This is a genomic window from Klebsiella scottii (genome assembly GCF_036561945.1).
Lineage (GTDB): Bacteria > Pseudomonadota > Gammaproteobacteria > Enterobacterales > Enterobacteriaceae > Klebsiella > Klebsiella scottii.
This window is the reverse complement of sequence record NZ_JARXNI010000019.1, coordinates 758,145-782,260: the sequence shown is the minus strand read 5'-3', so window position 1 is coordinate 782,260 and position 24,116 is coordinate 758,145. Positions and strand designations below refer to the sequence as shown.

Below are 24,116 nucleotides of genomic sequence, written 5' to 3'. Positions count from 1 at the left end.
CGGCCAAAAAAGCGTGCCGTAAGCGTTATTTTATTTTTCGTCGAGCGCCTTTTTTCCGGCCTCAACGTATTTTAACGAACCGATGTCAGCTACCCGATAGCGGCCGTTCTGATAGGTAATTTTGACTACCGCCGCGTTGGCTAAAGGCTTATTTTTTGCCGGATCGTCAGTCAGGTCGGAGATCATTATCTGCATCGCCGTTCCGGATGAAATCGCCAGAATATTTTTATCACCGCTGGCTTTCGCCTTCGCAAGAATGGTCGCCAGCGCCGCCTGGACGCGACTCTTCACCTGGTCGTAGTTCTCCGCCATCCCCTTGGGATCGGCGCTGGCGAGAGCGTTCTGGCTATCGCGCACCGACAGCGTACCGGCCTTCATCTCCCGGTACAGCGCCGCAGCGTCGGCCAGCCCCAGCTGACGGGCTCCCGCCGCGGCCATATCCCGATTCAGGCCGCCCTCGAACCCGCCGAAGAACGCTTCGCGAAGCCCCACCAGCTCGGTCGGTCGATAGTTGGCGATCCCCGCCTGCGTCAAAATAACCGCCATCGTTTCGCGCTGCCGCCCGGCATCGCTGGTGTAGAAACTGTCGAATTGAATCCCCCTGAGCCCTTCGCCTAAATAACGCGCCACCCGCAATCCGTCCTCGGTTAGCGGGGAGTCGGCCCATCCCTGAACGCGGTCAAAGGTATTAAGCAGCGTTTTCCCATGACGGGCAAAATAGATATTTACCGTATCATCCTCAGCGACCGGTGTTTTATTTTCCGCAGCCGAGGTGACGCTACTGGCAACCACTATTAAAGCTAACAGCCATCTTTTCATGTTATATCCCTTCGTTATCCATACCTGTAATGAAAACAAAAAAACCTACGTTCAATAGCGAAAGTGATGATCACCGCTTCCGCTATCTGACGTAGGTTTTGCCTGTATACACAGTAACAATCCAATTATGGCGACAATATCATCAATGCGGAGTAACGCCACTCTCTTTTATGGGGCAAATTAATAAATGTGATCGCACGCATATCCAGCAGGCTTAGCGCAATATATTTAATCCAATATTCATACATCGACTAATAAGCCCCATACAGAAACATAACCTGCCGCAGAAAATCCCCTGTGGCGAACATCGTTAATAACAGCTTTATTTATTGAAGCCGCTCACAAAAAATAGTCTTTCCCTGGACGATGGCCGCATCCTGGCGTATTTTCGTGGCTATCCGGGATTGTTACTGAACGCAGGCAAAACCTAAGATACTTGTCGCAGCAGCGCTGCGGGCAGGAGTCTTAGGTTTTTTTTTGCGCCCGATTCAGGCCCTTCCATCAAATGCAAGGATACAAAGTGAAAACAATAATCCTCACCGCCGCTCTGCTCTCCACCGTCGCCTTCGCCGCCGAAGCGGCCCGGCCCGCGCTGAAAATACTGATCGTCAACGACGACGGCTGCGAATCGCCGGGCAGCACCTCGCTGCAGGACAAACTGGCAGCCAAAGGCTACGACGTCTGGATGGTCGCCCCCGCCACCAACCAAAGCGGCATAGGTTCCGCCATCACCTTTAAAACCGGCAAGATCTTCGACTTACAAAAGGTCGCCGACAGGCGCTACTGCTTCCCCGGCACCCCGGCGGACGCCGTTGACTTTGGGCTTCGCGGCCTGCTGAAGGACGCTCCGCCGGACCTGGTTATCTCCGGAGTTAACGACGGCCCCAACACCGGCATGGCGCAGGTGAATTCCGGTACCGTCAGCGCCGCCGCCCGCGCCGTGCGCTACGGCATCCCGGCGATCGCCGCCAGCATCGGCTACATCTTTAGCGCAGAGGAGATGAAAAACGGCTGGCCGGCCACGCATAAATACTGGCCGGAGTCGGTCGATTACGTCGTCGGCGTGGTCGATACCCTCAGCGCCAAACGTACCCCGGACGCTCCCGTCTTACCCAAAGGGTCCGGGCTGAGTATTAACTATCCGCCGCTGGCAAAAGCCGATATCAAAGGCGTGCGCTACATCGATAACGAAGCGTTCCCGACGCCGCAGATCGGCTATGAGCTAACGGCCGATGGCAAGGCGAAACAGACCCTAAACCCGGCGGCGCTCGCTCCAACCCTGGACGACACCGACTCCGGCTGGCTCAACAAGGGCTATATCACCTATACCCTTTTTGACGGCTCGTGGAACGCCCCGCAGTTTACCGCCCGCTACCAGGCGCTGTTAGGCCAGTGACGACCGTCATCACCGCCCGCCCTGAGCGGAAAAAAGCTCGATAGGTTAAAAAACAGCGGAAAAGGAGCACGAAGTGAAGAGGAAGTTATAAATACGGCACTTACCATATTGTTTTTCAATATATAACGTGGTGCTAATGTCTGTACTCAGAAGCTTTCTCTTCTTCCTCGGCGCGGCCTTCGCCTCCGCCGTCGCGGTGCTCTGCCTGTGGATGGACGTGCGGGTCTTTGATAACAATATTGCGGAAATATCGCTCACCGAAATAGTGCAGGAACTGGTGCTGATGACGATCGTGCTGATTCACTTCTGGCTGGCGAAGAGATATACGCTTCTGCGCTACTGTAATATTCTCGTCGGCGGCTTTTTCCTCGCGATGCTGATTCGTGAACTGGATGCGGCCTTCGATCTTATTTCCCACGGTAGCTGGGTCTGGTTTGCCCTGTTCTCCACGCTCTGTACGCTTATTTATCCGCTAATCCATTTCCGTCAGACCCTCGCGCAGCTGGCGCAATATACCCGCACGCCCTGGTACGGGATGATGCTCAGCGGCCTGCTGGCGGTGCTGGTCTTCTCGCGTCTGTTCGGCATGCACGGCCTGTGGTTCGCCATCCTTGCCGAGGATTACGCCCGGGCCGTGAAAAACGCCGTCGAAGAGGGCAGCGAGTCGTTTGGCTATATGCTGTGCCTGACGGCATCAATCGGCTACTACTGCTATTTTCGCTATCTCGCCCGCACTTCGGCAACGGCCAGCGCCTGATCGCGCGCGTCCCCGGGGCAACGCCGCAATGCCCCGGCGGCCCTTAATAGTTCCACTTCGGCCTGGCGACGGTATTCTTCTTCAGTAAATTACGAAACTCTTTCAGATAGGGCTCGTTGCTGCGCCCGCGTTTGCAAATCGCCGAGAACGGCGACTGGAAGCCGAACTCGTTGGGCAGCAGCACCCGCAGCCGGTTCTCCTTGATCCACGGCCAGGCGTAGTGTTCCGGGAGATAGCCGATATATTTCCCCGACAGGATCAGCAGCAGCTGCGCATCGACCGTCTCCACGGTGGCGCTGCCTTTACTGAAACCGCGCCGCCGCAGATCGCTGGTATTCCAGTAGCTGCGGGTCACCAGCGGGCACTGGCTGATGTGCTCTTTATCAAGCTGGCGGCTGAAGAACATCGGGTGCAGGTCGCTGCAGTAGAGCCAGTGCTGCTCGCGATAGAGCGGCTCGCTGATGATGTTATGCACCTGGGAGTTGTAGCTGCCGATAGCCAGATCGATATGGTTGTTGAGCACGCCGTTCAGCTGCTCCGCCGGAGTGCGGATAATCAGTTTGATATGCACGTGGGGAAACTTATCGCTGAAGCTGCGCAGCACCACCGGCAGCGACAGCGCGGTTTCGGTTTCAATCGAGTCGAGCGTCGAGATGCAAATCGTGCCGCTGTGCTCGCCCTTCAGCAGCGCCGACTGGCGTTCCAGCTCGTTCAGCTCGCTTAGCACCCGAATCGCCTGCTGTAAAAACTGCTGCCCTTTCTCGGTCAGCGCAAAGCCGCCGCGCCCGCGCTGGCACAGGCTAAACCCCAGCTGGCCTTCCAGCTGAGACATCGCGTTGCTGATCGCCGACACGGAAATCCCCAGCTCCTGCTGGGCTCTGCCGTAGCTTTCAAGGCGGGCCACCGCCTCAAAAATCTGCAGTTGGCGAATGTTAAGGCTGCCGTCGTTGAGCATGATTAGTTCACCATTAAATGAACTAAGTATTTACAGCAGACGATTTAAAGTCCAGCACATCTTTCGCACTATCACCTTATCGAGCATTTGTGTGTCAGATTCAGGAGCTGAAATGGATAACGTCTTTCATCAACCGCAGGGTGGCAACGAGATGCCGCGTTTCGGCGGCCGCGCAACGATGATGCGACTGCCTTTTATCGAAGATTTACAGGGGCTTGATGCGGCTTTCGTTGGCATCCCGCTGGATATCGGCACGTCGCAGCGGTCCGGCACCCGCTACGGACCGCGCTATATCCGCGCCGAATCGGTGATGATTCGTCCCTACAACATGGCAACCGGCGCGGCGCCTTTTGAATCGCTATCGGTGGCCGATATCGGTGACGTACCGATAAATACCTACAGCCTGCTCAAATCGGTGCAGATCATCGAGGATTACTACACCGGTTTAAATAGTTTTCCGCTCATCCCGCTGACCCTCGGGGGAGACCACACCATCACCCTGCCGATTCTCCGCGCCCTGACCAAAAAACATGGCCCGGTCGGGCTGATTCATGTGGATGCCCACACCGACACCAACGATGACATGTTCGGCGAGAAAATCGCCCACGGCACCACCTTCCGCCGCGCCGTCGAAGAGGGGCTGCTGGATCTTAAACGGGTGGTGCAGATTGGCCAGCGCGCCCAGGGTTACGCCGCCGGCGACTTCCAGTGGGGCGTCGACCAGGGCTTTCGTCTGGTGCAGGCGGAGCAGTGCTGGCACCGGTCGCTGGCGCCGCTAATGGCGGAGGTTCGCCAGCAGATGGGCGCAGGCCCGGTCTATCTCAGCTTCGATATCGACAGCCTCGACCCCATCTGGGCGCCCGGCACCGGCACCCCGGAAGTCGGCGGCCTGACCTCCATTCAGGCGCTGGAGATCGTCCGCGGCTGCCGCGGCCTGAACCTGATTGGCTGCGACCTGGTTGAGGTCTCCCCGCCTTACGATATCAGCGGCAACACCTCCCAGCTGGCGGCCAACCTGCTGTATGAAATGCTCTGCGTCCTGCCGGGCGTGAAATATCCATAGGGGATTCAGAATGCAGCCAACCATGCAGCTCAAGGTTTTTCGCACCCTCTGGGGCGTGACGACCCCGTGGCAACAAACCCTCAGCGAGCTAAAAAGCGTCGGCTGCTGCGGCATCGAGGCGCGGGTCCCGCTGAGCGCCGATGAGCGGCAGACGCTGGCCCGGCGCCTGCAGGAGTCCGAACTGGAGTATATCGCCATCCTCTTCAGCGGCGGCGGCGTGATCCCGGCGCAGGCCGAAACGCCGCTCCAGCATCTGGAGCGCTTAAAAAGCCGCTTTGCAGAGGCAAAGACGCTGAATCCGCGCTTTGTCAATCTGCTGGCCGGCAACGACCGCTGGCCGCTGGCGCAGCAGGTGGATTTTCTCGGCCGGGCCCACGAGCTGGCCGCCGCCAGCGAACTGATCTGCAGCTTTGAAACCCATCGCGCCACCTCGCTGTATAGCCCGTGGCTGACTCTGGAAATTATCCAGCAGCTGCCGCAGCTGCGCTTTACCGCCGATATCAGCCACTGGCTGGTGGTGAGCGAGCGTCTGCTGGATGACCCCTGCGATGATTTCAGCGCCTTTATCGACCGCGTGCACCACGTCCAGGCCCGCGCCGGCTACGACCAGGGGCCGCAGGTGCCGCACCCGGCGGCGCCGGAATATCAGGCCGCGCTGCAGTTTCAGCAGCGCTTCTGGCAGCAGGTCTGGCAGTCGCAGCGCCGGCGCGGGTATCAGCAAACCACGTTGACGCCTGAGTTTGGCCCTGACGGCTATCTGCACCACCTGCCGTTCACCAACGTCCCGGTGGCCGATCTGTGGTCGCTGAATGCATGGATGGCGAAACATGAACAGCAGCATTTCGCCGAGTTTTTATCGCTAACCGAAAAGGATCTGTCGTAATGAGCGTCGCAAAAAGTTCTTTCACTGAGTTACCGACCATCGATATCAGCGATCTGGCCAGCGACAGTCTGGCAAAACGCCAGGCCGTCGCCGACACCATCGGCAAAGCGGCGCGGGAAGTCGGCTTTTTCTACATCACCGGCCACGGCATTGCCCCTGAGCTGATCGCCGGGATCCGCACGGCGGCCAAACGGCTCTTCGCCCTGCCGATGGATCAAAAGATGCAGTACTACATCGGCCACTCCCGCAGCCACAAAGGCTACGTCCCGGAAGGGGAAGAGATCTACGGCTCCGGTAAACCGGACCACAAAGAAGCGTTTGATATTGGCTTTCAGGCCGCGGATGACCACCCGTTTGTGCTGGCCGGCACGCCGCTGATTGGCGCCAACGAGTGGCCGCAGCTGCCCGAGTTTCAGTCCCGGGTGCTGGCCTACTATGAAGCCGTATTTGCCCTCGGCCATCGCCTGTTTGACGCCTTCGCCCTCGCCCTTGGCCTGCCGGAAGGGTATTTCAAGGCGATGGTGACCTGCCCGCCGTCGAAGCTGCGCCTGATCCACTACCCCTTTGACGCCAGCGCCGAAGACGTTCCCGGTATTGGTGCACACACCGATTACGAGTGCTTCACCCTGCTGCTCGCCGACCAGCCGGGCCTTGAGGTGCTGAATGAAGATAGCGCCTGGATCGACGCCCCGCCGGCGAAGAGCGCCGCCGGAGAAGAGGCTTTCGTGATCAATATCGGCGACATGCTGGAAGTGCTAAGCGCTGGCACATTTGTTGCTACAGCCCACCGTGTCCGCAAGGTGCCGCAGGAGCGCTACTCCTTCCCGCTGTTCTTCGCCTGCGATTACCACACCCTGATCCGCCCGCTGCCCAACTTTTTAACCGCCGGAGAGGCCAGCGACTATCAGGAACTGAGCATTGGCGAGCATATGTGGAGCCAGGCGTTGCAGACCTATCGCTACCTGCGCGAGAAGGTCAACAAAGGCGAGCTGCAGCTCCCGGAACGCGCCCGAGGCACCAACACCTTTGGTCATCTGAAAAAACAAGCCCAGCAAAAAACCGTAACTAACCCGTGAGGATACATGATGAAAAAAACGCTCCATAAGCTCTCGCGCCGTGTGGCTTTGGGCATCGCCGTCGCCGCCTGCTTTTCACCGCTGACCCAGGCGGCAGAACTGCTGACGGATGGCGTATTTAAAGTCGGGATGGAGGTGACCTATCCGCCGTTTGAATCTTACGACAGCAATAACAACATCGTCGGCCTCGACCCGGAATTCGCCGCGCTGATTGCCGAGCAGCTGAAGGCCAAACCGCAGCTGATCGATACCAAATTCACCAGCCTGATCTTAGGGATTGGCAAGAAATACGACGCGGTGATCTCCGGAATGTACATCACGCCGGAGCGCCTTAAACAGGCCGACGCGGTGCCTTACGCCTTATCCGGCGCGTCAATTATCGCCCTGAAGAGCGGCGAGATTCAGCCGAAAACGGAAGACGAACTATGCGGCGTCAAGGTCGGGCTACAGCAGGGCACCAGCTGGGTCGCCAGCCTGAAAAATCACTCCGACGAGTACTGTCTGAAAAACGGTAAGCCGGCGATTAGCATTCAGGAGTTCCCGACCGCCCCGGAAGTCTCCCAGGCCCTGATATCAAAAAATATTAGCGCGCAGTTAGAGATCGCTCCGGCGGCGCAAATTCTTGTCGATAAGAGCCGCGGGCGGCTGGCGATTAGCTCCACGCGGCTGGTCTATCCCCTGCCGCTGGGGATTTATGTCAGCAAAGGCAATAGCGAACTGGTGGAGGCGATTAAATCGACGTTAGCCACCTTAAAAGCCAACGGCAAATATGACGCCATCATCAAAAAATACAATTTAGAACGCATCGATTAAATACGATCAAGCCAATGCGCAACAGGAGTCGGTATGGAGTTCGATTGGGGATACTTTTTCTCGTTATTTAGCATTGGGGCATTCTGGCAGGCGTGCGTTACCGTCATCGTCGTCAGTTCATTGTCGTGGTTTATTGGCCTGGTATTAGGTTTTCTTTTAGCCTGCGCGAAGCTCTCCGGCCCGCGCTGGCTGAAGGTTCCCGTCGAACTCTATATTTGGTTTTTCCGCAGCGTGCCGCTAATGGTGCTGCTGGTGTTTGTCTATAACCTGCCGCAGCTGTTTCCGGCCACCCAGCCGCTGCTCGGCATTCCGTTTATTGCCGGCCTGGTCTCGATGACCGTCACCGAGGCGGCCTATATGGCGGAAATTCATCGCGGCGGTTTAATTTCAGTGGCGAAAGGACAAAGCGAAGCCGGCCACGCCTTAAGCTTCAGCTTTATCGGCATTCAGCGCCTGATTATTATCCCGCAGGCGTTTCGCATCTCGCTGCCCACGATGATTAATGAATACATCACCATCATTAAACTCAGCTCGATTTTGTCGGTGATCTCTTTACCGGAACTGCTGCTCACCGGCCAGCGGCTGTACGCGCAGAACTTCCTCGTGATGGAGACGCTGCTGGCGGTGGCGGTGTACTACGTAATGGTGGTGACGGTATTTACCTGGCTGTTCCGGGCGCTGGAAAACCGGCTCGATATTCAGCAAAAGCGCCCGCAAACCTTCAACGACGCCGAATGCGAGACCCTGCGCCAGAGCCTGAAAGCGCCGCCGCAGGCGGCGAAAGCCGAACCCGCCAGCGGCAACCCGCCGGCTCTCGATCTGCGGGCGATCGAAAAATCCTGGGGCCAGCATCAGGTGCTGAAAGGCATCGATCTGAAGGTCGATAACGGCGAGGTCATCAGCATCATCGGGCCATCCGGGTCGGGCAAAACCACCCTGATCCGCACCATCAACGCCCTGGAAAGCATCGATGGCGGGGAAATTATTCTCTACGGCGAAGATTACCTGAAAGGCGCGGCGATCGTCGATAAGCCGCAGATGCGCGCCGGCGTGCGCCGTATCGGCATGGTTTTCCAGGGCTTCAACCTGTTTCCTCACCGGTCGGTGCTCGACAACGTCATGCTCGCCCCGCTGTATCACAAGCTGGTCGATCGCCGCGTGGCAAAAGAGCAGGCCCTCTATCTGCTGGATCGCGTCGGGCTGCTGGCCCACGCCGAAAAATACCCCTGGCAGCTCTCCGGCGGCCAGCAGCAGCGCGTTGCCATCGCCAGGGCGCTGGCCTTAAAACCGGACATCATGCTGTTTGACGAACCCACCTCGGCGCTGGACCCGGAGCTGGTTGGTGAGGTGCTGAAGGTGATTCAGTCTCTCGCCCGCGAAGGGATGACGATGCTGATCGTGACCCATGAGATGGACTTCGCGTTATCCATTTCCGACCGGGTGGTGATGATGGAAAACGGCGTAGTGGTGAGCGATGTGCCTCCCCGGCGCATTCGCGACGGCGCCAGCGATCCGACACTGACCCGCATCCGTGAATTTATGGGAGTACAATAAATGGCTACTGAACGTGAACTGCGCCAGGATCTGGCCGCCGCCTACCGCCTGGCGGCGCTGTTTGGCTGGGAAGATACGCTCTATACCCACTTTTCGGTGCGCCTGCCGGGCGACGGCGAACCGCGGTTTCTGATTAACCCGTTCGGCATGATGTTCGATGAAGTGACCGCCAGCAATCTGATTGTCGTCGATATGCAGGGCAAGGTGGTGGAAGGCCACGCCCCGGCTAACTCGGCCGGTTTTACCATCCACAGCGCGGTGCATATGGCGCGGGAGGATGCCCACTGCGTGATCCACACCCATACGCTGCCGGGGATGGCGGTCGCCGCCTGTCAGGATGGCCTGCTGCAGCTTAACCAGATCAGCACCGAGTTTTATCAGCGCGTCGGCTATCACCCGTATGAAGGCGTGGCGTTTGACCTCGACGAACGCGAGCGTATTCAGCGCTCGCTCGGGGATAATATCGCCATGATTTTGCAGAGCCACGGGCTGCTGTCGGTCGGGCGCAGCGTCGCCGATGCGTTTTGCATCATGTACTACCTCAACCGCGCCTGCGAAATTCAGATGGCCGCCGCCCAGCTCGCCCAGCTCAGCCCGATTCACCTCATCCCGGCGCACCTGAGCCAGCACGCTTGCGAACAGCTGATGGGCGTGGAGCACGAGCGCCAGCAGGTCTGGCAGGCGTGGCTGCGCCGCCTTAACCGCCTCGACACCTCTTATAAAGACTAACGCCTATGCCGAACCTGACTATCGTTGTCGACTGCAACGACCCAAACTACGCCCGCGAGATTTGCGACGCGCTGCACCTTTTTCCCCACGTGACGGCGGTCCTGCCCGACCATCCGGCGGCAGGTCGCGCGGAGTATGCCAGCTGCTGGTTTCCCGACCCTCAGCTGCTGGCCCGCTCGCCGGAGCTAAAACTCATCCAGGCCGCTTCGGCCGGGGTCGACCATCTTCCCGAAGAGGTGTTCGCCAGCCAGGTTCCGCTATGCCGGGTGGTGGATGAAGATTTTCGTCACGGGATGTTCGAATATGCGCTGTGGGGCGTGCTGTGGTTTCAGCGCCACTTTGACCGCGCGCTGGCGCATCAGCGCGAGCGGGTGTGGCAGGCCTACCCGCAGCGGGCCGCCGGCGATTTTCACGTCGGGGTGATGGGGCTCGGTGAAATCGGCGGCTACATCGCCGCTCGCCTTGCCGGGCTGGGGTACTGCGTCTCCGGCTGGGCGCGAAGCGAAAAGCGCCTGGCGGGCGTGCGCTGCTACCACGGCGATGCGCAGGCCGCTGATTTCCTGGGCGAACTGGACGCGCTGATCAACGTGCTGCCGCTCACCGAGCAGACCCGCGGCATCCTCGCGCAGCCTCTGCTCGACCAGCTCCCGGCCGGAGCGGTGCTGATCAACTGCGGACGCGGCGAGCATATGGTGAATCACGATGTGCTGCAGGCGCTGGACAGCGGCCGGCTGGCGGGCGCGGTGCTGGACGTCTTCCCCGTCGAACCGCTGCCGGACGCCGATCCGCTGTGGTCGCATCCGCGGGTGGTCATCACTCCGCATATCGCCTCCATCGCCCCGGCGCAGGTGATCGCTCGCCAGCTGCTGGAAAATATTCAGCGCCTGCAGCAGGCGCTGCCGCTGAAAAATCTGGTCAATAAACAGATGGGCTATTAACACCTTGCAACCTCTGTCTCCGCCCGGCGCGGGCGTCAGCTGCTACGCTTAATGGTCTGTTGCTCACACAATAAGGCCAAGGTTATGAAGATTGATTTATCGGGGAAAGTCGCGCTGGTCACCGCCTCCACGGCGGGCATTGGTTTTGCTATCGCCAAAGGGCTGGCGGCCAGCGGCGCGGAGGTGGTGATTAACGGGCGCAGCGAACGCAGCGTTAACGCGGCCATCTCCCGCTTACAAAACGAAGTTCCTGGCGCCAGAACGCGTCCGGCGGTCGCCGATCTGAGCGGCGTGCAGGGCGTGAATCAGCTGCTGCAGGCGCTGGTCGGCATCGATATTCTGGTCAACAACGCCGGCATCTATGGCCCGCAGGATTTTTATGAAACCGATGACGAGACCTGGGAAAACTACTGGCAGACCAACGTGATGTCCGGCGTGCGCCTGGCGCGCGCCCTGCTGCCGGCGATGGTGCAAAAAGGCTGGGGCCGGGTGGTGTTTATCTCTTCGGAATCGGCGCGCAACATTCCGGCGGACATGATTCACTACGGGGTGACCAAAACCGCCCAGCTGTCGCTGGCGCGCGGGCTGGCGAAATACGTCGCCGGCAGCGGCGTCACCGTCAACAGCGTGCTGCCGGGCCCCACCCTTTCCGACGGCTTTGCCGAAATGATGAAAGAAGAAGTCGCCAGGACCGGGAAACCGCTGGAGCAGCTGGCGAAAGAGTTTGTCATGGCCCATCGCCCCGCGTCGGTGATTCAGCGCGCGGCATCGGTGGAAGAGGTGGCGAATATGGTGGTGTACGTCTGCTCGACCCAGGCCTCGGCGACCTCGGGTGCGGCGCTGCGCGTTGACGGCGGCGTGGTGGACGATATCGTCTGATGACGCGACGCCCGTCCGCCGGCTAGCGGTCGGGCGTTTTTGACGACTCTTTTACGGTGGTCATTTCGTACTTACCCTCAGGATCCATCGCGTTGACCGCTTTTTGCAGCTCCGCCAGCGCAAACTTGAGGGAGGCAACCTCCTCTCGCAGCGCCTGCACTTCCTGTTCCTGAGTGGTACCCCGGCTGGTTTTGGGGAACGCTTCGAAGACGTCCTCTTCGAAAAACATACGAACCTGACGATTATCAACGTTGACCAGCTGGTACTTCAGCCGGCCGCTGTTGATCGCGTTATAGATAGTTTTACGACTCACCATCGCTAACTCTATGACGTCGCTGATTCGTAACATCTTGTCCCTCTTCGCTTCCGGCATCACCGTATTGAGCTCATCAATTTATCTTACTGCGTGACGATGGCATCGGTGAACACTTTTGCAATCTCCTCTGGCGTCATTTTAACGATTTCGTTAACGCGATCGCTATCGGCCAGTAAGGCGAACAAGGATTGAATAATTGCCACCTTTTCGCAAGTTTTATCAATTGCCATCATCACCACGATCTGCGGAACTACCGCCTCCTCAGGCTCATCGGTACGCTGGAACTCAACGCCCGCGAGGTTAATGCCAATGGCAAAACCGGTGCGGTTGACGTGCTCAAACTCGGTATGCGGGATGGCGACGCTGTGGGTCTCCATAAAAATCCCCGTCGGATAGACCTTTTCCCGCTCCAGCACCCCTTCGCTAAAGCTCGGCTTGACCAAACCATCGGCCTGCAGGCTTGCCGCCAGGCGGGTCAGCAACGCCGTCCGGCTGACCGCCTCGGTGAACTTCACCACGCGCTGTGCGCTAAACATCATTTGCCCACCTCTGCGTTCGCTTCAGCTATCTGCCCGTTTTCCTGCGCCAGCTTGCGGCGGTTCCACAGCACCAGGGCGATGGTGCACAGGGTCAGGATCCCCACGCCAATCTCTTTTAAATGGAAGCTCTGGATGATAGCCCACGGCAGCATCGCTCCGGCGTAATCCACGCTGCTGATGCTGGTGGTGCCCTGCGGCAGAGAGAAGCCGGTACTCACCGCCGTGCTGGTGACGATCGGCGCCAGGTTGGTGCCGATCAGCAGCGCCAGGCTGAGCGTCAGCAGACCGGTAAGCAGCGTGCGGAACATATCGCCACGGCACACCGCGGTAACCAGCACAAAGGCAAACGGCAGACCGGTTAACGAGGCGAAGGGCAGGAACTGGTTGCCCGGAATAATCGCCGCCAGCACCAGCATAATGGGGATCATCAGCATCGATACCGACAGCGTCACCGGATGGCCAACGCTGACCGCCGAGTCGAGGCCGATGGCAATTTTACCAAAGGAACCGGCGCGCGACTGGGCAATTTCCTGAATACGCTCGCTGATCGGATAGACCCCTTCCATCAGCATTTTAGCCATTCGCGGAATAATGGTCATCACCGCCGCCATAGTAATCGCCGTTTGTAAAATGGCCTTCACTTCAATACCGGCAATAATTCCCAGCAGCGCCCCGATAATTGCGCCAAGCGATGCCGGATCGCCGAGAATAGATAGCCTTTTCTGAATAACCTCGGTATCAATTTTAATATCGCGAATCACCGGAATACGATCGACAATCGCATTGACCAGCCATGCCGCCGGAACAAATGATGCGGAGAAACCGTGCGGCACGGAAATAGACGGCAGGTTCAGGTATTTTTCGACATCGCCGCTGGTACGGTCGGCAATAACCATCGTGATAATACAGTTAATCGCAGCTGCGAAAATACCCAGCCAGAGGCTATCGGTAATAATCGTGACCAGCGAACCGGTAAACGCGTGATGCCACAGGTTCCAGATATCGACGTTCAGCACCCGGGTGGTTTTGCTGTACAGCATCAGCACGTTAATAGCCACGCACACCGGAATGACCAAGGCGCCGACCCGCGTCCCCATTGCCACCGCCGCCGCAGCGGGCCAGCCCACGTCCAGCACGGTGAGGTTCAGGCCAAAGCGTTCCACCAGCGCATGGCTGACCGGCGTCAGGGAGTCGATCATCAGATTAACGGTAATGCTTAAGCCGATAAAACCAATCCCCACCATTAAACCAGCTTTAAGGGCTTTGCTGAGCGACAGACGTAATATCAGTCCGAGGATCATAAATATTAGCGGCATCATCACTGAAGCGCCCAGGCCCACAATATAATCAACAATAAACATGGCTTAACCCTCGGCGAGAATTAATTCTTTCACGCTGCTGAAAACTTTATCGGTGCCCATGCCGGTCAACAGCGGCAGAGCGTTAATAACCGGAACGGAAAGCGCAACGGGTGAAGTCGAGACAATAAAATCAATATCATCACGCGTTTTAGCTTCCGCCACGGTGCCTTGTGAAATACGCACCTTAGCGAGGAGATTTTCTTTTTTCAGGAACTCCTGCAGCTTGTTTAATGCAACGGTGCTGGTTGCTACGCCAGCGCCACAACAAATCATCATGTGTTTCATGAGTATTCCTCTCCGTTTTGGTTGAGAGGATTAAATCATGACGGCGGGTTAAGAATTGTGATCAGTGTGTAATTTTACACACTGAGTACACATAGAATGAGATTAAACACATAACACATTGATAGTAATTAATATTTATTTAAAGCGTCTCTTCTACCCCTTCACGCCGGTGGCCTGGATATAGCGCTGGGGCGAAACGCCCAGCTTTTTGCGAAACATGGCGATAAACGCGCTGGCGCTGGCGTAGCCCAGATCGTTTGCCAGGGTGCTCACCGCCACGCCGCGGGCCAGATTACACACCGCCTCCAGCAGGCGGATCTGCTGACGCCATTCGGAAAAACTCAAATGCGTCTCTTCGCGAAACAGCCGCGCCAGGGTCCGCTCGCTGGCCCCTACCTTTTGCCCCCACCAGGCAAGGGTCGCCGCGTGATCCAGCTCGCGACAAAGCGTATCGCACACCTGACGCACCCGGCGGTCGCTGGGCAGCGTCACGTGGCACAGGGCGCAGGCAGGCAAACGCGCAAGCTCGTCGCTCAGCAGGGCGTAAACCAACGCCTGCCGCTCCGCCGTCAGCCCCTCTTCGAAGCCGGCGGCGATAAGCGCTTGCAGCAGCGGCGTAGCGGACAGGCCGCGGCAGCGGTCGCCGAACTGTCGGGACGCCGGAGGCGTTAAATAGAGATTTTGCGTTACCACGTGGTCAACCGCCTGCAGGCCGTGCGGCAGGCCGCCAGGCAGCCAGATGGCGCGCCCCGGCGACAGCAGCCAGATATGCTGCGGGGTAACAATTTTCGCCACCCCGCGCAGCGGGTAGATCAGCTGCCCCTGTTCATGCTGATGAACCGGCTCTTCGCTGCCCGGGGTGTACTTCAGCTGGCGCAGCCCTTCAATCGAGTGCTGGGTTGTCATCTTCACCTGCCCTTTGTCTGATTCTCACCATTTGTGCTTACTGCTGCGTTTAGAGACAACTTTTGTCCGAATGGCGACATCCAGGTGACCAGTGGCGCCATTCTGCCACGGACGGTCTTCTCTTTTAAAGGTGAATAATTATCATTTCCATCCAATTCTAATAACAGTCGGAAATGCTATGAGACAGATTGGCAAGCTTTTCAGGGATAAACCGTTGAAAGTACTGGCATGTACGATCATCGCAGGATACAGCGGGCAGGCCTTCACTGCGGATAACGGGCAGGATAGCACAAAAGAACAGACGATGGTGGTCACCGCCGCTCCCGACGTCCAGGGGCAGGATGACGAAAGCAATATCGTCCCCCATAGCGCGACGGCGGCCAGCAAATCCAGCCAGCTGATTAGCCGCACCGCGCAAAGTATTGCGGTCGTCACCCAGGCGCAAATTGCCGCCCAGGCGGCGAAAACGATCCCGGAAGCGCTGCGCTACGTCTCCGGCGTCTCGTCGGAAAGCTCCGGGCCGGATACCCGCTTTGACACCATTCTGGTGCGCGGATTTGAAGCCGACGAGTATCTCGACGGCCTGCGCCTGCCGCGCGAAGCCTGGTGGAGCCGGCCGGCGTGGGACCCGTTCCTGCTATCGCGCATCGAAGTCGTCAAAGGTCCGGCCTCGGTGCTCTACGGCCAGGCTAACCCCGGCGGGATCGTCAACATGGTCAGCAAGACCCCGCAGGCCGAGCCCGGCGGCCAGGTGTACGTCACCGCCGGCAACAATAACCTGTTTGGTACCGGCTTCGATGCGACCGGGCCGCTGAACGATGATAAAACCCTGCTGGGCCGCGTTGCCGGCACCTTTTTCGATACCGAAACCCAGGTCGATCACACCCGCTATCAGCACTATGATATCGCCCCGTCGTTAACCTGGCAGCCGAGCGATCGCACCAGCCTGACGCTCCTGGCGCAGCTGCGCAAGGACCCGGACAGCGGCTTCTACAACCAGATGCCGGTCTCCGGCACGCTGACGCACAACCCGAACGGCCAGATCTCCTCCAGCTTCTACGGCGGACAGCCCGGCTTCGATAAATACGAGCGCAAGCAGGGCAGCATCGGCTACCAGTTCCGCCACGACTTCAACGATACGGTCACCTTCCGCCAGAACCTGCGCTATATCAGCAGCACCGGCGGCTACCTGATGGTCTATCCGTGGGGCGCGCACGCCGACGCGCCGCTGATTGACCGCTATTCGATGAACCTGAAAGAGACGATGGTCAACTTCGCGGTGGATAACCAGGCGGAATTCCATCTGCAAACCGGCCCGCTGAAGCACACCCTGCTGGCCGGTATTGACCGGATGCACAGCTCGGTGCGCAGCCAGTCCGGCTACGGCGACGCCAGCCCGATCAACTATCGCGATCCGGACTACAGCACCCCGGTGGAAAAGCCGCCTTTCGACAGCAGCACCCACTCGACGATGGATCAGACCGGCCTCTATTTGCAGGATCAGCTGGAGTGGAACAGCTGGATCATGAGCCTTGCCGGGCGCTACGACGCGGCGAAAACCAAAAGTACCGACCTGCTTACCGACGCCCGCAGCGAGCGTAACGACTACGCCACCACCGGCCGCGCCGGGCTGCTCTACCACTTCGATAACGGCCTCGCGCCCTACGTCAGCTACTCCACGTCGTTCGTGCCGAGCAGCAGCAGCGATTTCTACGGACGCGCCTTTAAGCCCACCGAAGGTAAGCAGTCGGAGATTGGCCTGAAGTACGATCCGGTCGGCCTCGACGCCCTGTTTACCCTCGCGCTGTTTAACCTGCGCGAAACCAACGTCGCTACGCCCGATCCCGATCACGCCAACTTCAGCGTGCAGACCGGCGAGATCCGCTCCCGGGGGATCGAGCTGGACGGGAAAATCAACATCACCCCGGCCTGGTCGGTGCTGGCATCCTGGGCCTTAACCGATCCGCAGGTCACCAGCGCCAACGACGGCAGCGAAGGCAAGCATCCGGTAGGGATTGCCCGCAACAGCGCCAAACTGTGGACGCAATATGCGCTCAGCGGCCCGCTGGACGGCTTCTCAATCGGCGGCGGCGTGCGCTACGTCGGCAGCAGCTACGCCACCACCGATAACAGCCTGAAGGTCCCGGCCGCCACGGTGTACGATGCGCGATTGGGCTATCAGTGGCGCGAGTGGGGCGTGGCGCTTAACGCCGCCAACCTGACCAACAAAACCTATCTCGCCTCCTGCCAGGATAACGGCTGCGAATATGCGATGAAACGTCAGCTGGTCGCCACCCTGAACTACAAGTGGTAACCATGCTTTCACGACGCAGGTTGTTAACTGCCGCCCTGCTGGCCCCCGCCCTGTCGTGGGCCAGCGGTACGCCGGTGCCGCAACGGCTGGCGGTGCTGGACTGGGGGCTGGCGGAGACGATCCTTGCCCTCGGCGTGACGCCGGTCGGCGTTTCGGCGCCGGCGTGGTATCGCAAACTGATCCCTACCCCCGCCCTGCCGCAGACGGTGCAGGACCTGGGGCTGCTGTTTCAGCCGAACCTCGAAACCCTCTACGCGCTGCGTCCTGACCGCATTGTGGTCACTCCCCAGCACGTCCTGCTCAAGCCAGCCCTCGAAAAGATAGCCCCGATCCTGACGCTTCCCGCCCACGGGCTGGGCGCGTTTATCGAATCCACGCGCCGGCTCGGCGCCACGCTGCAGCGCCAGGCGCAGGCGGAGAGCCTGCTCGCCCGCCTGCATCAGCAAATCGCCCGCGCCCGCGGCTACGCGCAAACCCTGCGCCAGCCGGTGATATTCGCCGCCCCGGTCGATGCCCTGCACCTGCAGCTCTATACCAGCGGCAGCCTGCCGGGCGACGTGCTGGCGGCCTGCGGCATGCGCAACGGCTGGCCCGGCGGCGGCGGGGCGGAGGGGAACGTGCTGATGGAGCTGACCCGCATCGCGACTCTCGACGCGCGGCTGATCCTGCTGGTGGCCGAAGAGCGGCGTGAAGCGCTCGCCCGCTGGCGGCAAAGCCCACTTTGGCAGCGCCTGCCGCTGACGTCGCGCTATCCCATCGGGCTGATTGAGCAGCCCATCAGCGACGCCGGGGCGCTGATCACCGCCGGGCGTTTTGCCGATATTTTCAGCCAGCTGATGGCGGGGTGGCACCATGCCTGAATCCTTTTCCCGCCGCCTGTCGTGGGGCGTTATCGCCATCCTGTGGCTGATTTCCCTGCTGCTGGCGGTCAGCGACGTACTGCATCAGGGCGGATTTCATGCGCTGTTCAGCGCGCAAAACGCGCAGCCGACGGCGATTATCCTGCACGGCATGTGGCTCCCGCGTCAGGGAATGGCCATCGTCAGCGGCGCAACGCTCGGGCTGTGCGGCTGGCTGATGCAGCGCGCGCTGCGTAACCCGCTGGCGGAGCCGATGACCCTCGGCCTGACCTCGGGCGCAACCCTGGCGATGGGGCTGGCGTCGCTGTGGCTGCCGGCACTGACCGGCGGGCCGCGAATGGCGGTGATTATCGGCGGCGAGCTGGCGGCGCTGCTGCTGGTGCTGCTCCTGAGCTGGCGCCAGCGTCTCTCCCCGCTGGTGATGATTCAGGCCGGCATGATGATCAACCTGTGGTGCGGGGCGCTGACGATGCTGATCGCGATCGTCAACGACCGCTTTCTGCTGACCGTCCTGATGTGGGGCGGCGGCTCGCTGGCGCAGGAAGATGGTCATCTGCTGCTGGCGCTGCTGCCGTGGCTGGCGCTCTGCGCGCTCCTGCTGGCCCTGCTGCTGCGTCCGCTGGAGCTGCTGCAGCTGCCGGAAACGATGGTCAGCGGCCTCGGCGCCTCGCCGCTGCGCATTCGCGGCGCCGCGGTCGCGCTGGCGCTGGCGATGAGCGCGCTGATTATCAACGCCGTCGGGGTGATTGGCTTTCTCGGCCTCGCCGCGCCGCACCTTGCGCGCTTTGGCGGCGCCCGCACCTCGCGCCAGCTGATGCTGCACAGCGCGCTGACCGGCGCCGGCCTGCTGTGGTTTACCGACCTCTGCGTATCAAAGGTCTCGCTGTTCAACGGCCAGCTGCTGCCGGTGGGGATGCTGACCGCGCTAACCGGCGGGCCGCTGCTGATCCTGCTGGCGCGCCACGCCCGCCAGCACGGGATTGATACCTCCCCGCCGCCGCTGGCTCCGGCGCAGCCCGCCGGGCGCTGGATCCCGTGGGCGGCGGCCCTGGCCCTGGCGGCGGCCGTCGTGATTTCGCTGTTCCTCGGCCACGGAATAAGCCACTGGCACTGGGCGACCCGCGGCGAGCTGGCGTAGCTGCTGCCGCTGCGGATCCCCCGGCTGCTGGCGGCCATCAGCGCCGGCGCCCTGCTGGCCGCAGCGGGAGTCCTGATGCAGCGGGTCAGCGGCAACCCGCTGGCCAGCCCGGAAGTGCTGGGCATCGGCGGCGGCGCGGCGATGGGAGTAACGGTCTATATTCTGCTGTTCCCCGCTCAGGGAAGCGGTTTTCTGCTGCTCAGCAGCCTGGCCGGGGCGCTCATCAGCCTGCTGCTGACGATGTGGAATAGCCGCCGCAGCGCCTTTAATCCGCAGCGGGTATTGCTCAACGGTCTGGCGCTGAACGCCCTTTGTCAGGCGGCGGTGAGCATCGTGATGCTCAACAACCTTGCCGCCAGCTCGATACTGCTGCCGCTGATGACCGGCAGCACCTACTACATCAGCGCCCCGCTGGCTCAGGTTTTATTTATCGCCACCCTGATCCTGCTGGCTCTGACGCCGCTGTTTCGCCGCTGGCTGGTGCTGCTACCGCTGGGCAGCGTCGCCGGCTCGCTGGGCGTTTCCCTGCCCCGTGCCCGCCTGGGCGTGCTGGCGCTGGCGGCAGTCATGACCGGACTGGCTACCCTGCTGGTGGGCCCGGTGTCGTTTATTGGCCTGCTGGGGCCGCATCTGGCGCGCCGGCTCGGGGTCAAGGGGCCGCTGGCTCAGCTGTACGCCGCGGCGCTGCTGTCGGCGGGCATTATGACGGTCGCCGACTGGCTAGGGCGCAATGCGCTCTATCCGCGCCAGCTGCCGGTTGGGCTGGTGGCATCGCTTATCGGCGTTCCGCTGCTGGTCTGGCCGCTGATCCGCTCCAGGGCCCATCGTCAATCCGCATAACGCGTTGTGAGCAATGAATAAGGAATTTCGCATGTCGGTGTTGTTGATTTTATTTCGAATGGTCGGCGGCTGGCTGCTGCTGGCGGTGGTCGCCGGGCTGATTAGCGGTTTTAGCAACGCCTCGCTGCTGGCGATGATTAACCACAGCCTGACGCTGCCGCAGACCGAGCGCTGGCTCGGGCCCGGCTTCCAGTTTGCGCTGCTGGCGCTGCTGATGCTGGCAGCCCGCGTGATCTCGCAGACTACCTTTATGTATCTCGGCCAGAAGGTGAAAGCCCGCCTGCGCGGCGAGCTGACCCGGCAGGTCAGCGAAACCCGCTGGCTGCAGCTGGAGAAGTCCGGGATGAGCAAAACGATATCGGTTCTCACCCAGGACCTCGACACCCTGGTGGTGTTTTTCGTCAGCCTGCCCAACCTGTTCATCTACGGCGCGGTGATCGCCGGCTGCCTGGTTTATCTCGCCACGCTCTCCGCCAGCGTCCTCGGGCTGGCGCTGGCGGCAATCGCCCTCGGCAGCCTCGGCTATCGCGCCGCGCACGGTCGGGCGATGGGGCTGCTGCGCCAGTCGCGGCAGCGGGAAGATACCCTGATTCAGCAGTGCAAAAAGCTGTTCGACGGCGGACGCGAATATCGGCTTAACGCCGACCGTCGCCGTCGGTTTGTCTCCGGCGAGCTGGCCGATAATATCGAGGCCGTGCGCCGGCAGCGTACCCGCGGCTACGTGCTGTACGGACTCGCCACCAGCTGGGGCAGCATTTTGTTCTTTGCCTTTATCGGCCTGGTGCTGTTCGGCCTGCGCGATCTGCTGCTGCTGGAGCCGGCGACCATCACCGGCTACGTCATGATATTTCTGTATATGATTGTGCCGGTGGAAGGTGTGCTGTCGTCGTTGCCGACCCTCGCCAGCGCCAGGGTCGCGCTGCAGCGGGTGCAGCAGCTGCGCGACGATCTGCCGCCGGAGCAGCCGCAGCGCCCCTTGCCTGCGGAACCCTTTCGCTCCCTGGCGCTGGAAGAGATCCGCTATCGGTACCAGGGCGAAGATGGGGAGCGCTTCACCCTCGGCCCGCTCGATATGCGCTTCTCCCCGGGCGAGCTGGTGTTTATCGTCGGCGGCAACGGCAGCGGTAAAACCACCCTCGCTAACCTGCTGGTGGGACTCTATCCGCCGGATAGCGGCGCGATTGTGCTTAACGGCCGCGCCGTCGCCGGCGACCAGCAGGAGGGCTATCGCCAGCTATTCTCGGCGGTATTTAACGACTTTTTCCTTTTCGACGACGTGGCATTTGTCCACGAGCGCACGGCGGAGCAGGTTAACCATCTGCTGCAGCTCCTGAAGCTGCAGCACAAGGTCCGTTTTACCGAGGGACGGTTCTCAACCACAGCCCTGTCGCAGGGACAGCGCAAGCGGCTGGCGCTACTCCAGGCGTGGCTTGAGGAGCGCCCGCTGTACCTGTTCGACGAGTGGGCGGCCGATCAGGACCCGGAGTTTAAGGCGGTGTTTTATCTTGAGCTCCTGCCGATGCTGAAGGCCGAGGGCAAAACCATCGTCGCCATCACCCACGACGATCGCTACTTCCACCTCGCGGATCGCATTATCAAGCTGGAGTCGGGGCGGATCGTATAGGTGCCTCAGGGTTGGCGCTTAGCACGCGCGCCGATAAGCAGCGCCGCCAGCGCCGCCATCACCGGAACCAGCGAGCCCCAAAGTACGGCGTTCCAGCCGAAGAGATTCATCAGCGCGCCGGAGGCGAAGGCCCCCACCATCATCACGCCGAAGACGATAAAGTCGTTCAGCGACTGCACCTGGGTTTTCTCTTCCGGACGATGGAAATCCATAATCTGCGTCGAGGCGCCGGTGAAACCGAAGTTCCAGCCGATGCCCAGCAGAATGAGCGATATCCAGTAGTGCATCACCTCGGTCCCGGCCAGCCCAACCAGCACCGACAGCGCGAGAAGAGCCAGCCCCGCCTCATTAATTCGCCCGGCGCCAAAGCGGGCGATCAGCCTGCCGGTAAAAAAGCCGGGGCCGTACATCGCCACCACGTGCCACTGAATGCCGAGGTTCGACGCCTGCTGAGAAATCCCGTGCAGGTGCATGGAGAGCGGCGCGGCGGTCATCAGGAAGTTCATCACCATGTAGGCCACCGCCCCGCTGAATACCGTGCGGGCGAAACCCGGCTGGCGCACGATCTCCCCGAGCGGGCGGCCGCCGCTCCGCGCCTGGGCCACCGGCTCTGCGGACTTGACCCCCAGCAGCACCAGCGCTGAAACCGCCGCCACCGCGCCCTGGGCAATAAAGGTCATGGCGAAGGTATGCGCCGGCCACAGGTTCATCGTGCCGGTCACCAGCATCGGGCCGATCACCCCGGCGGCCACGCCGCCGCCCATTACCAGCGACAGCGCCCGGGCGCGGCGCTCAACGCCGACGCCGTCCGTGGCGGCAAAACGAAACGAGACCGCCACCGCCGCGTAGGCGCCGCCCAAAAATGCCGCCACGCAGAAGAGCCAGAATGCGCCGAGCACCACCGCCAGAGCGGCCAGCAGGCCGGTCAGGACCCCGGCGCCGGTTCCCAGCATAAAGACCGCCTGGCGCCCGCGCTTTCTGGCAAGAAAGCCAAAGGGTAAAATGCAGGCCGCCATCCCGAGGACAAAAATGGCGATCGGCAGCGTGGCAAGGGTGCTATCGGGGGCAATGGCGTTGCCGACAATCGCCCCGGTGGCGTAAAAGACCACCGAGTTGGCCCCCGCCAGCGCCTGGGCGGTAGCCAGACGGATAATATTGTTGTTTTGCTGCCTGACGGGCAGGGTTATCTCAGCGTTCATAAATTTTCGTTATCCGGTTTCGATGCGGCCGCAGCGCGCCTGCGCGGCGGGTAAAACAGTCACTTTACCCGGCAACGAGACAATCGCCAGCGCCTATTCGTGAATTTTCCACTTCTGCTTGAGCACATTTTTATCCTGGCTATCCAGCCAGCGGTTGACCTTCTCCAGCAGCGGCTGATTATCCTTTTTCATCATGTACACCTTAAAACTGGCGGTTCCCGGGAAGGGCCGTTCGTTGGCGACGCAAAAGACGCCGGGCTCTTTATTCTGGTAATAGATGCCCTCAATCAGGTCGGTCACCATCATATCGGCGGTTTTCTGCCGCAGCGCTTCGAGGTTATCAACGTTGTTTTTCACCCGGATAATCTGCGCATGTTTAATATGCGCATCAACATAGCTTTGGTTGGTACCGCCGGGGTTCACAATCACCTTCACGTTCGGCCGATCGATTTTTTCGAGGCTCCCCAGCGCCGGCGCGGCCATGCAGCTGGCGAGGGCAATTTTGCCGTTGACGACCACCGGATGGCTGAGGGCGAAATCTTTGGCCCGCTCCGGCGTTTCGGTGACGCCCCCCATGGCGATATCAAACTTATCGGCCTGCAGATCGCCCGACAGAGTCGGCCAGCTGGTCTGCACGAACGTCACCTTAAGGCCCAGCTTCTCGCCAAGATCTTTTGCCATATCAACGTCATAACCGAGCAGCTCGCCGACGCCATTATGAAACGCCAGCGGGGCGTAATCTCCCGGCACGCCGACCTTCAGCTCGCCGCTTTGCTGAATTGTTTGCATATCACGTGCCAGGCTGCTGCAGGCAATGCTCGCCAGCGCCAGGGCAATACAAACCTTAATCTTCATACAATCATCCTTATTAA

Annotated in this window: 24 protein-coding genes; 15 read left to right on the top strand and 9 right to left on the bottom strand. The window is 60.4% G+C overall.

The annotated features are described in order from the left end of the window. Positions 1 to 30: 30 nt before the first annotated feature. Positions 31 to 819 (bottom strand): histidine phosphatase family protein, encoded by a 789-nt coding sequence (locus QFI97_RS07500; RefSeq protein ID WP_095098232.1) that lies wholly within the window; start codon positions 817 to 819, stop codon positions 31 to 33. A gap of 520 nt (positions 820 to 1,339) precedes the next feature. Between QFI97_RS07500 and surE the strand changes: the two genes are divergently transcribed. Together surE and QFI97_RS07490 are read left to right on the top strand one after the other, a co-directional pair. Next, positions 1,340 to 2,215, top strand: coding sequence for a 5'/3'-nucleotidase SurE (gene surE, locus QFI97_RS07495; RefSeq protein ID WP_346430834.1), 876 nt, complete (start codon positions 1,340 to 1,342; stop codon positions 2,213 to 2,215). 136 nt (positions 2,216 to 2,351) lie between these two features. Then, positions 2,352 to 2,972, top strand: a complete 621-nt coding sequence (locus tag QFI97_RS07490) for a transporter (protein WP_095098238.1) — start codon at positions 2,352 to 2,354, stop codon at positions 2,970 to 2,972. Positions 2,973 to 3,015: 43 nt separating this feature from the next. On the opposite strand, the gene QFI97_RS07485 is transcribed toward QFI97_RS07490, so the two are convergent. After that, on the bottom strand, positions 3,016 to 3,927 hold the full coding sequence (locus QFI97_RS07485) for a LysR family transcriptional regulator (RefSeq protein ID WP_095098241.1): 912 nt from the start codon (positions 3,925 to 3,927) through the stop codon (positions 3,016 to 3,018). Between the two features lie 112 nt (positions 3,928 to 4,039). Between QFI97_RS07485 and speB the strand changes: the two genes are divergently transcribed. From speB to QFI97_RS07445, 8 genes are all read left to right on the top strand, one after another. Next, on the top strand, positions 4,040 to 4,990 hold the full coding sequence (speB, locus tag QFI97_RS07480; protein ID WP_095098244.1) for an agmatinase: 951 nt from the start codon (positions 4,040 to 4,042) through the stop codon (positions 4,988 to 4,990). A 22-nt stretch (positions 4,991 to 5,012) separates the two neighbouring features. Continuing rightward, positions 5,013 to 5,873, top strand: coding sequence for a sugar phosphate isomerase/epimerase family protein (locus QFI97_RS07475; RefSeq protein WP_095098247.1), 861 nt, complete (start codon positions 5,013 to 5,015; stop codon positions 5,871 to 5,873). After that, a complete protein-coding gene (locus QFI97_RS07470) occupies positions 5,873 to 6,949 on the top strand; it encodes an isopenicillin N synthase family dioxygenase (protein ID WP_095098249.1) in 1,077 nt (358 codons plus the stop codon). Before QFI97_RS07475 ends, QFI97_RS07470 begins: the two co-directional genes overlap by 1 nt. A 9-nt stretch (positions 6,950 to 6,958) precedes the next feature. Continuing rightward, a complete protein-coding gene (locus tag QFI97_RS07465; RefSeq protein WP_095098251.1) occupies positions 6,959 to 7,762 on the top strand; it encodes an ABC transporter substrate-binding protein in 804 nt (267 codons plus the stop codon). Between the two features lie 33 nt (positions 7,763 to 7,795). Next, positions 7,796 to 9,316 (top strand): amino acid ABC transporter permease/ATP-binding protein, encoded by a 1,521-nt coding sequence (locus QFI97_RS07460; protein WP_346430833.1) that lies wholly within the window; start codon positions 7,796 to 7,798, stop codon positions 9,314 to 9,316. Further along, positions 9,317 to 10,045, top strand: coding sequence for a class II aldolase/adducin family protein (locus QFI97_RS07455; RefSeq protein ID WP_325940696.1), 729 nt, complete (start codon positions 9,317 to 9,319; stop codon positions 10,043 to 10,045). 5 nt (positions 10,046 to 10,050) lie between these two features. Then, positions 10,051 to 10,983, top strand: a complete 933-nt coding sequence (locus QFI97_RS07450; protein ID WP_346430832.1) for a 2-hydroxyacid dehydrogenase — start codon at positions 10,051 to 10,053, stop codon at positions 10,981 to 10,983. An 84-nt stretch (positions 10,984 to 11,067) separates the two neighbouring features. Further along, positions 11,068 to 11,862, top strand: coding sequence for an SDR family NAD(P)-dependent oxidoreductase (locus QFI97_RS07445; RefSeq protein WP_346430831.1), 795 nt, complete (start codon positions 11,068 to 11,070; stop codon positions 11,860 to 11,862). 22 nt (positions 11,863 to 11,884) lie between these two features. Here the strand turns inward: QFI97_RS07445 and QFI97_RS07440 are convergent, their stop codons facing one another. The 5 genes from QFI97_RS07440 to QFI97_RS07420 all read right to left on the bottom strand — a co-directional run bounded on the left by QFI97_RS07440 (position 11,885) and on the right by QFI97_RS07420 (position 15,269). After that, entirely contained in the window at positions 11,885 to 12,211 is a 327-nt protein-coding gene (locus QFI97_RS07440) for a helix-turn-helix domain-containing protein (protein WP_095098266.1), read from the bottom strand. A gap of 50 nt (positions 12,212 to 12,261) precedes the next feature. Further along, the gene (locus QFI97_RS07435) at positions 12,262 to 12,717 is read right to left on the bottom strand and encodes a PTS sugar transporter subunit IIA (protein WP_132513201.1); all 456 of its coding nucleotides are present in this window, start codon (positions 12,715 to 12,717) and stop codon (positions 12,262 to 12,264) included. Then, positions 12,714 to 14,078, bottom strand: a complete 1,365-nt coding sequence (locus QFI97_RS07430; protein WP_095098272.1) for a PTS galactitol transporter subunit IIC — start codon at positions 14,076 to 14,078, stop codon at positions 12,714 to 12,716. The genes QFI97_RS07435 and QFI97_RS07430 overlap by 4 nt, the downstream gene beginning before the upstream one ends. Positions 14,079 to 14,081: 3 nt before the next feature. Next, positions 14,082 to 14,363, bottom strand: a complete 282-nt coding sequence (locus QFI97_RS07425; protein WP_045857786.1) for a PTS sugar transporter subunit IIB — start codon at positions 14,361 to 14,363, stop codon at positions 14,082 to 14,084. A gap of 153 nt (positions 14,364 to 14,516) precedes the next feature. Then, a complete protein-coding gene (locus tag QFI97_RS07420) occupies positions 14,517 to 15,269 on the bottom strand; it encodes an AraC family transcriptional regulator (protein WP_346430830.1) in 753 nt (250 codons plus the stop codon). Between the two features lie 214 nt (positions 15,270 to 15,483). Between QFI97_RS07420 and QFI97_RS07415 the strand changes: the two genes are divergently transcribed. From QFI97_RS07415 to QFI97_RS07395, 5 genes are read left to right on the top strand one after another with little or no spacing between them, the layout of a single operon-like run. Continuing rightward, positions 15,484 to 17,583, top strand: coding sequence for a TonB-dependent siderophore receptor (locus tag QFI97_RS07415; RefSeq protein WP_346430829.1), 2,100 nt, complete (start codon positions 15,484 to 15,486; stop codon positions 17,581 to 17,583). A 2-nt stretch (positions 17,584 to 17,585) separates the two neighbouring features. After that, entirely contained in the window at positions 17,586 to 18,443 is an 858-nt protein-coding gene (locus QFI97_RS07410) for an iron-siderophore ABC transporter substrate-binding protein (RefSeq protein ID WP_346430828.1), read from the top strand. Next, positions 18,436 to 19,581, top strand: a complete 1,146-nt coding sequence (locus QFI97_RS07405; protein ID WP_346430827.1) for an iron chelate uptake ABC transporter family permease subunit — start codon at positions 18,436 to 18,438, stop codon at positions 19,579 to 19,581. Before QFI97_RS07410 ends, QFI97_RS07405 begins: the two co-directional genes overlap by 8 nt. Further along, positions 19,582 to 20,421, top strand: a complete 840-nt coding sequence (locus QFI97_RS07400; RefSeq protein WP_346430866.1) for an iron chelate uptake ABC transporter family permease subunit — start codon at positions 19,582 to 19,584, stop codon at positions 20,419 to 20,421. It abuts the gene before it with no gap. A gap of 31 nt (positions 20,422 to 20,452) precedes the next feature. Further along, positions 20,453 to 22,045 (top strand): cyclic peptide export ABC transporter, encoded by a 1,593-nt coding sequence (locus tag QFI97_RS07395; protein ID WP_346430826.1) that lies wholly within the window; start codon positions 20,453 to 20,455, stop codon positions 22,043 to 22,045. A gap of 5 nt (positions 22,046 to 22,050) precedes the next feature. Here the strand turns inward: QFI97_RS07395 and QFI97_RS07390 are convergent, their stop codons facing one another. Together QFI97_RS07390 and QFI97_RS07385 are read right to left on the bottom strand one after the other, a co-directional pair. Beyond that, complete coding sequence (locus QFI97_RS07390) at positions 22,051 to 23,244, bottom strand: MFS transporter (protein ID WP_346430825.1); 1,194 nt, start codon at positions 23,242 to 23,244, stop codon at positions 22,051 to 22,053. 93 nt (positions 23,245 to 23,337) lie between these two features. After that, entirely contained in the window at positions 23,338 to 24,099 is a 762-nt protein-coding gene (locus tag QFI97_RS07385; protein ID WP_346430824.1) for a transporter substrate-binding domain-containing protein, read from the bottom strand. Positions 24,100 to 24,116: the final 17 nt, after the last annotated feature.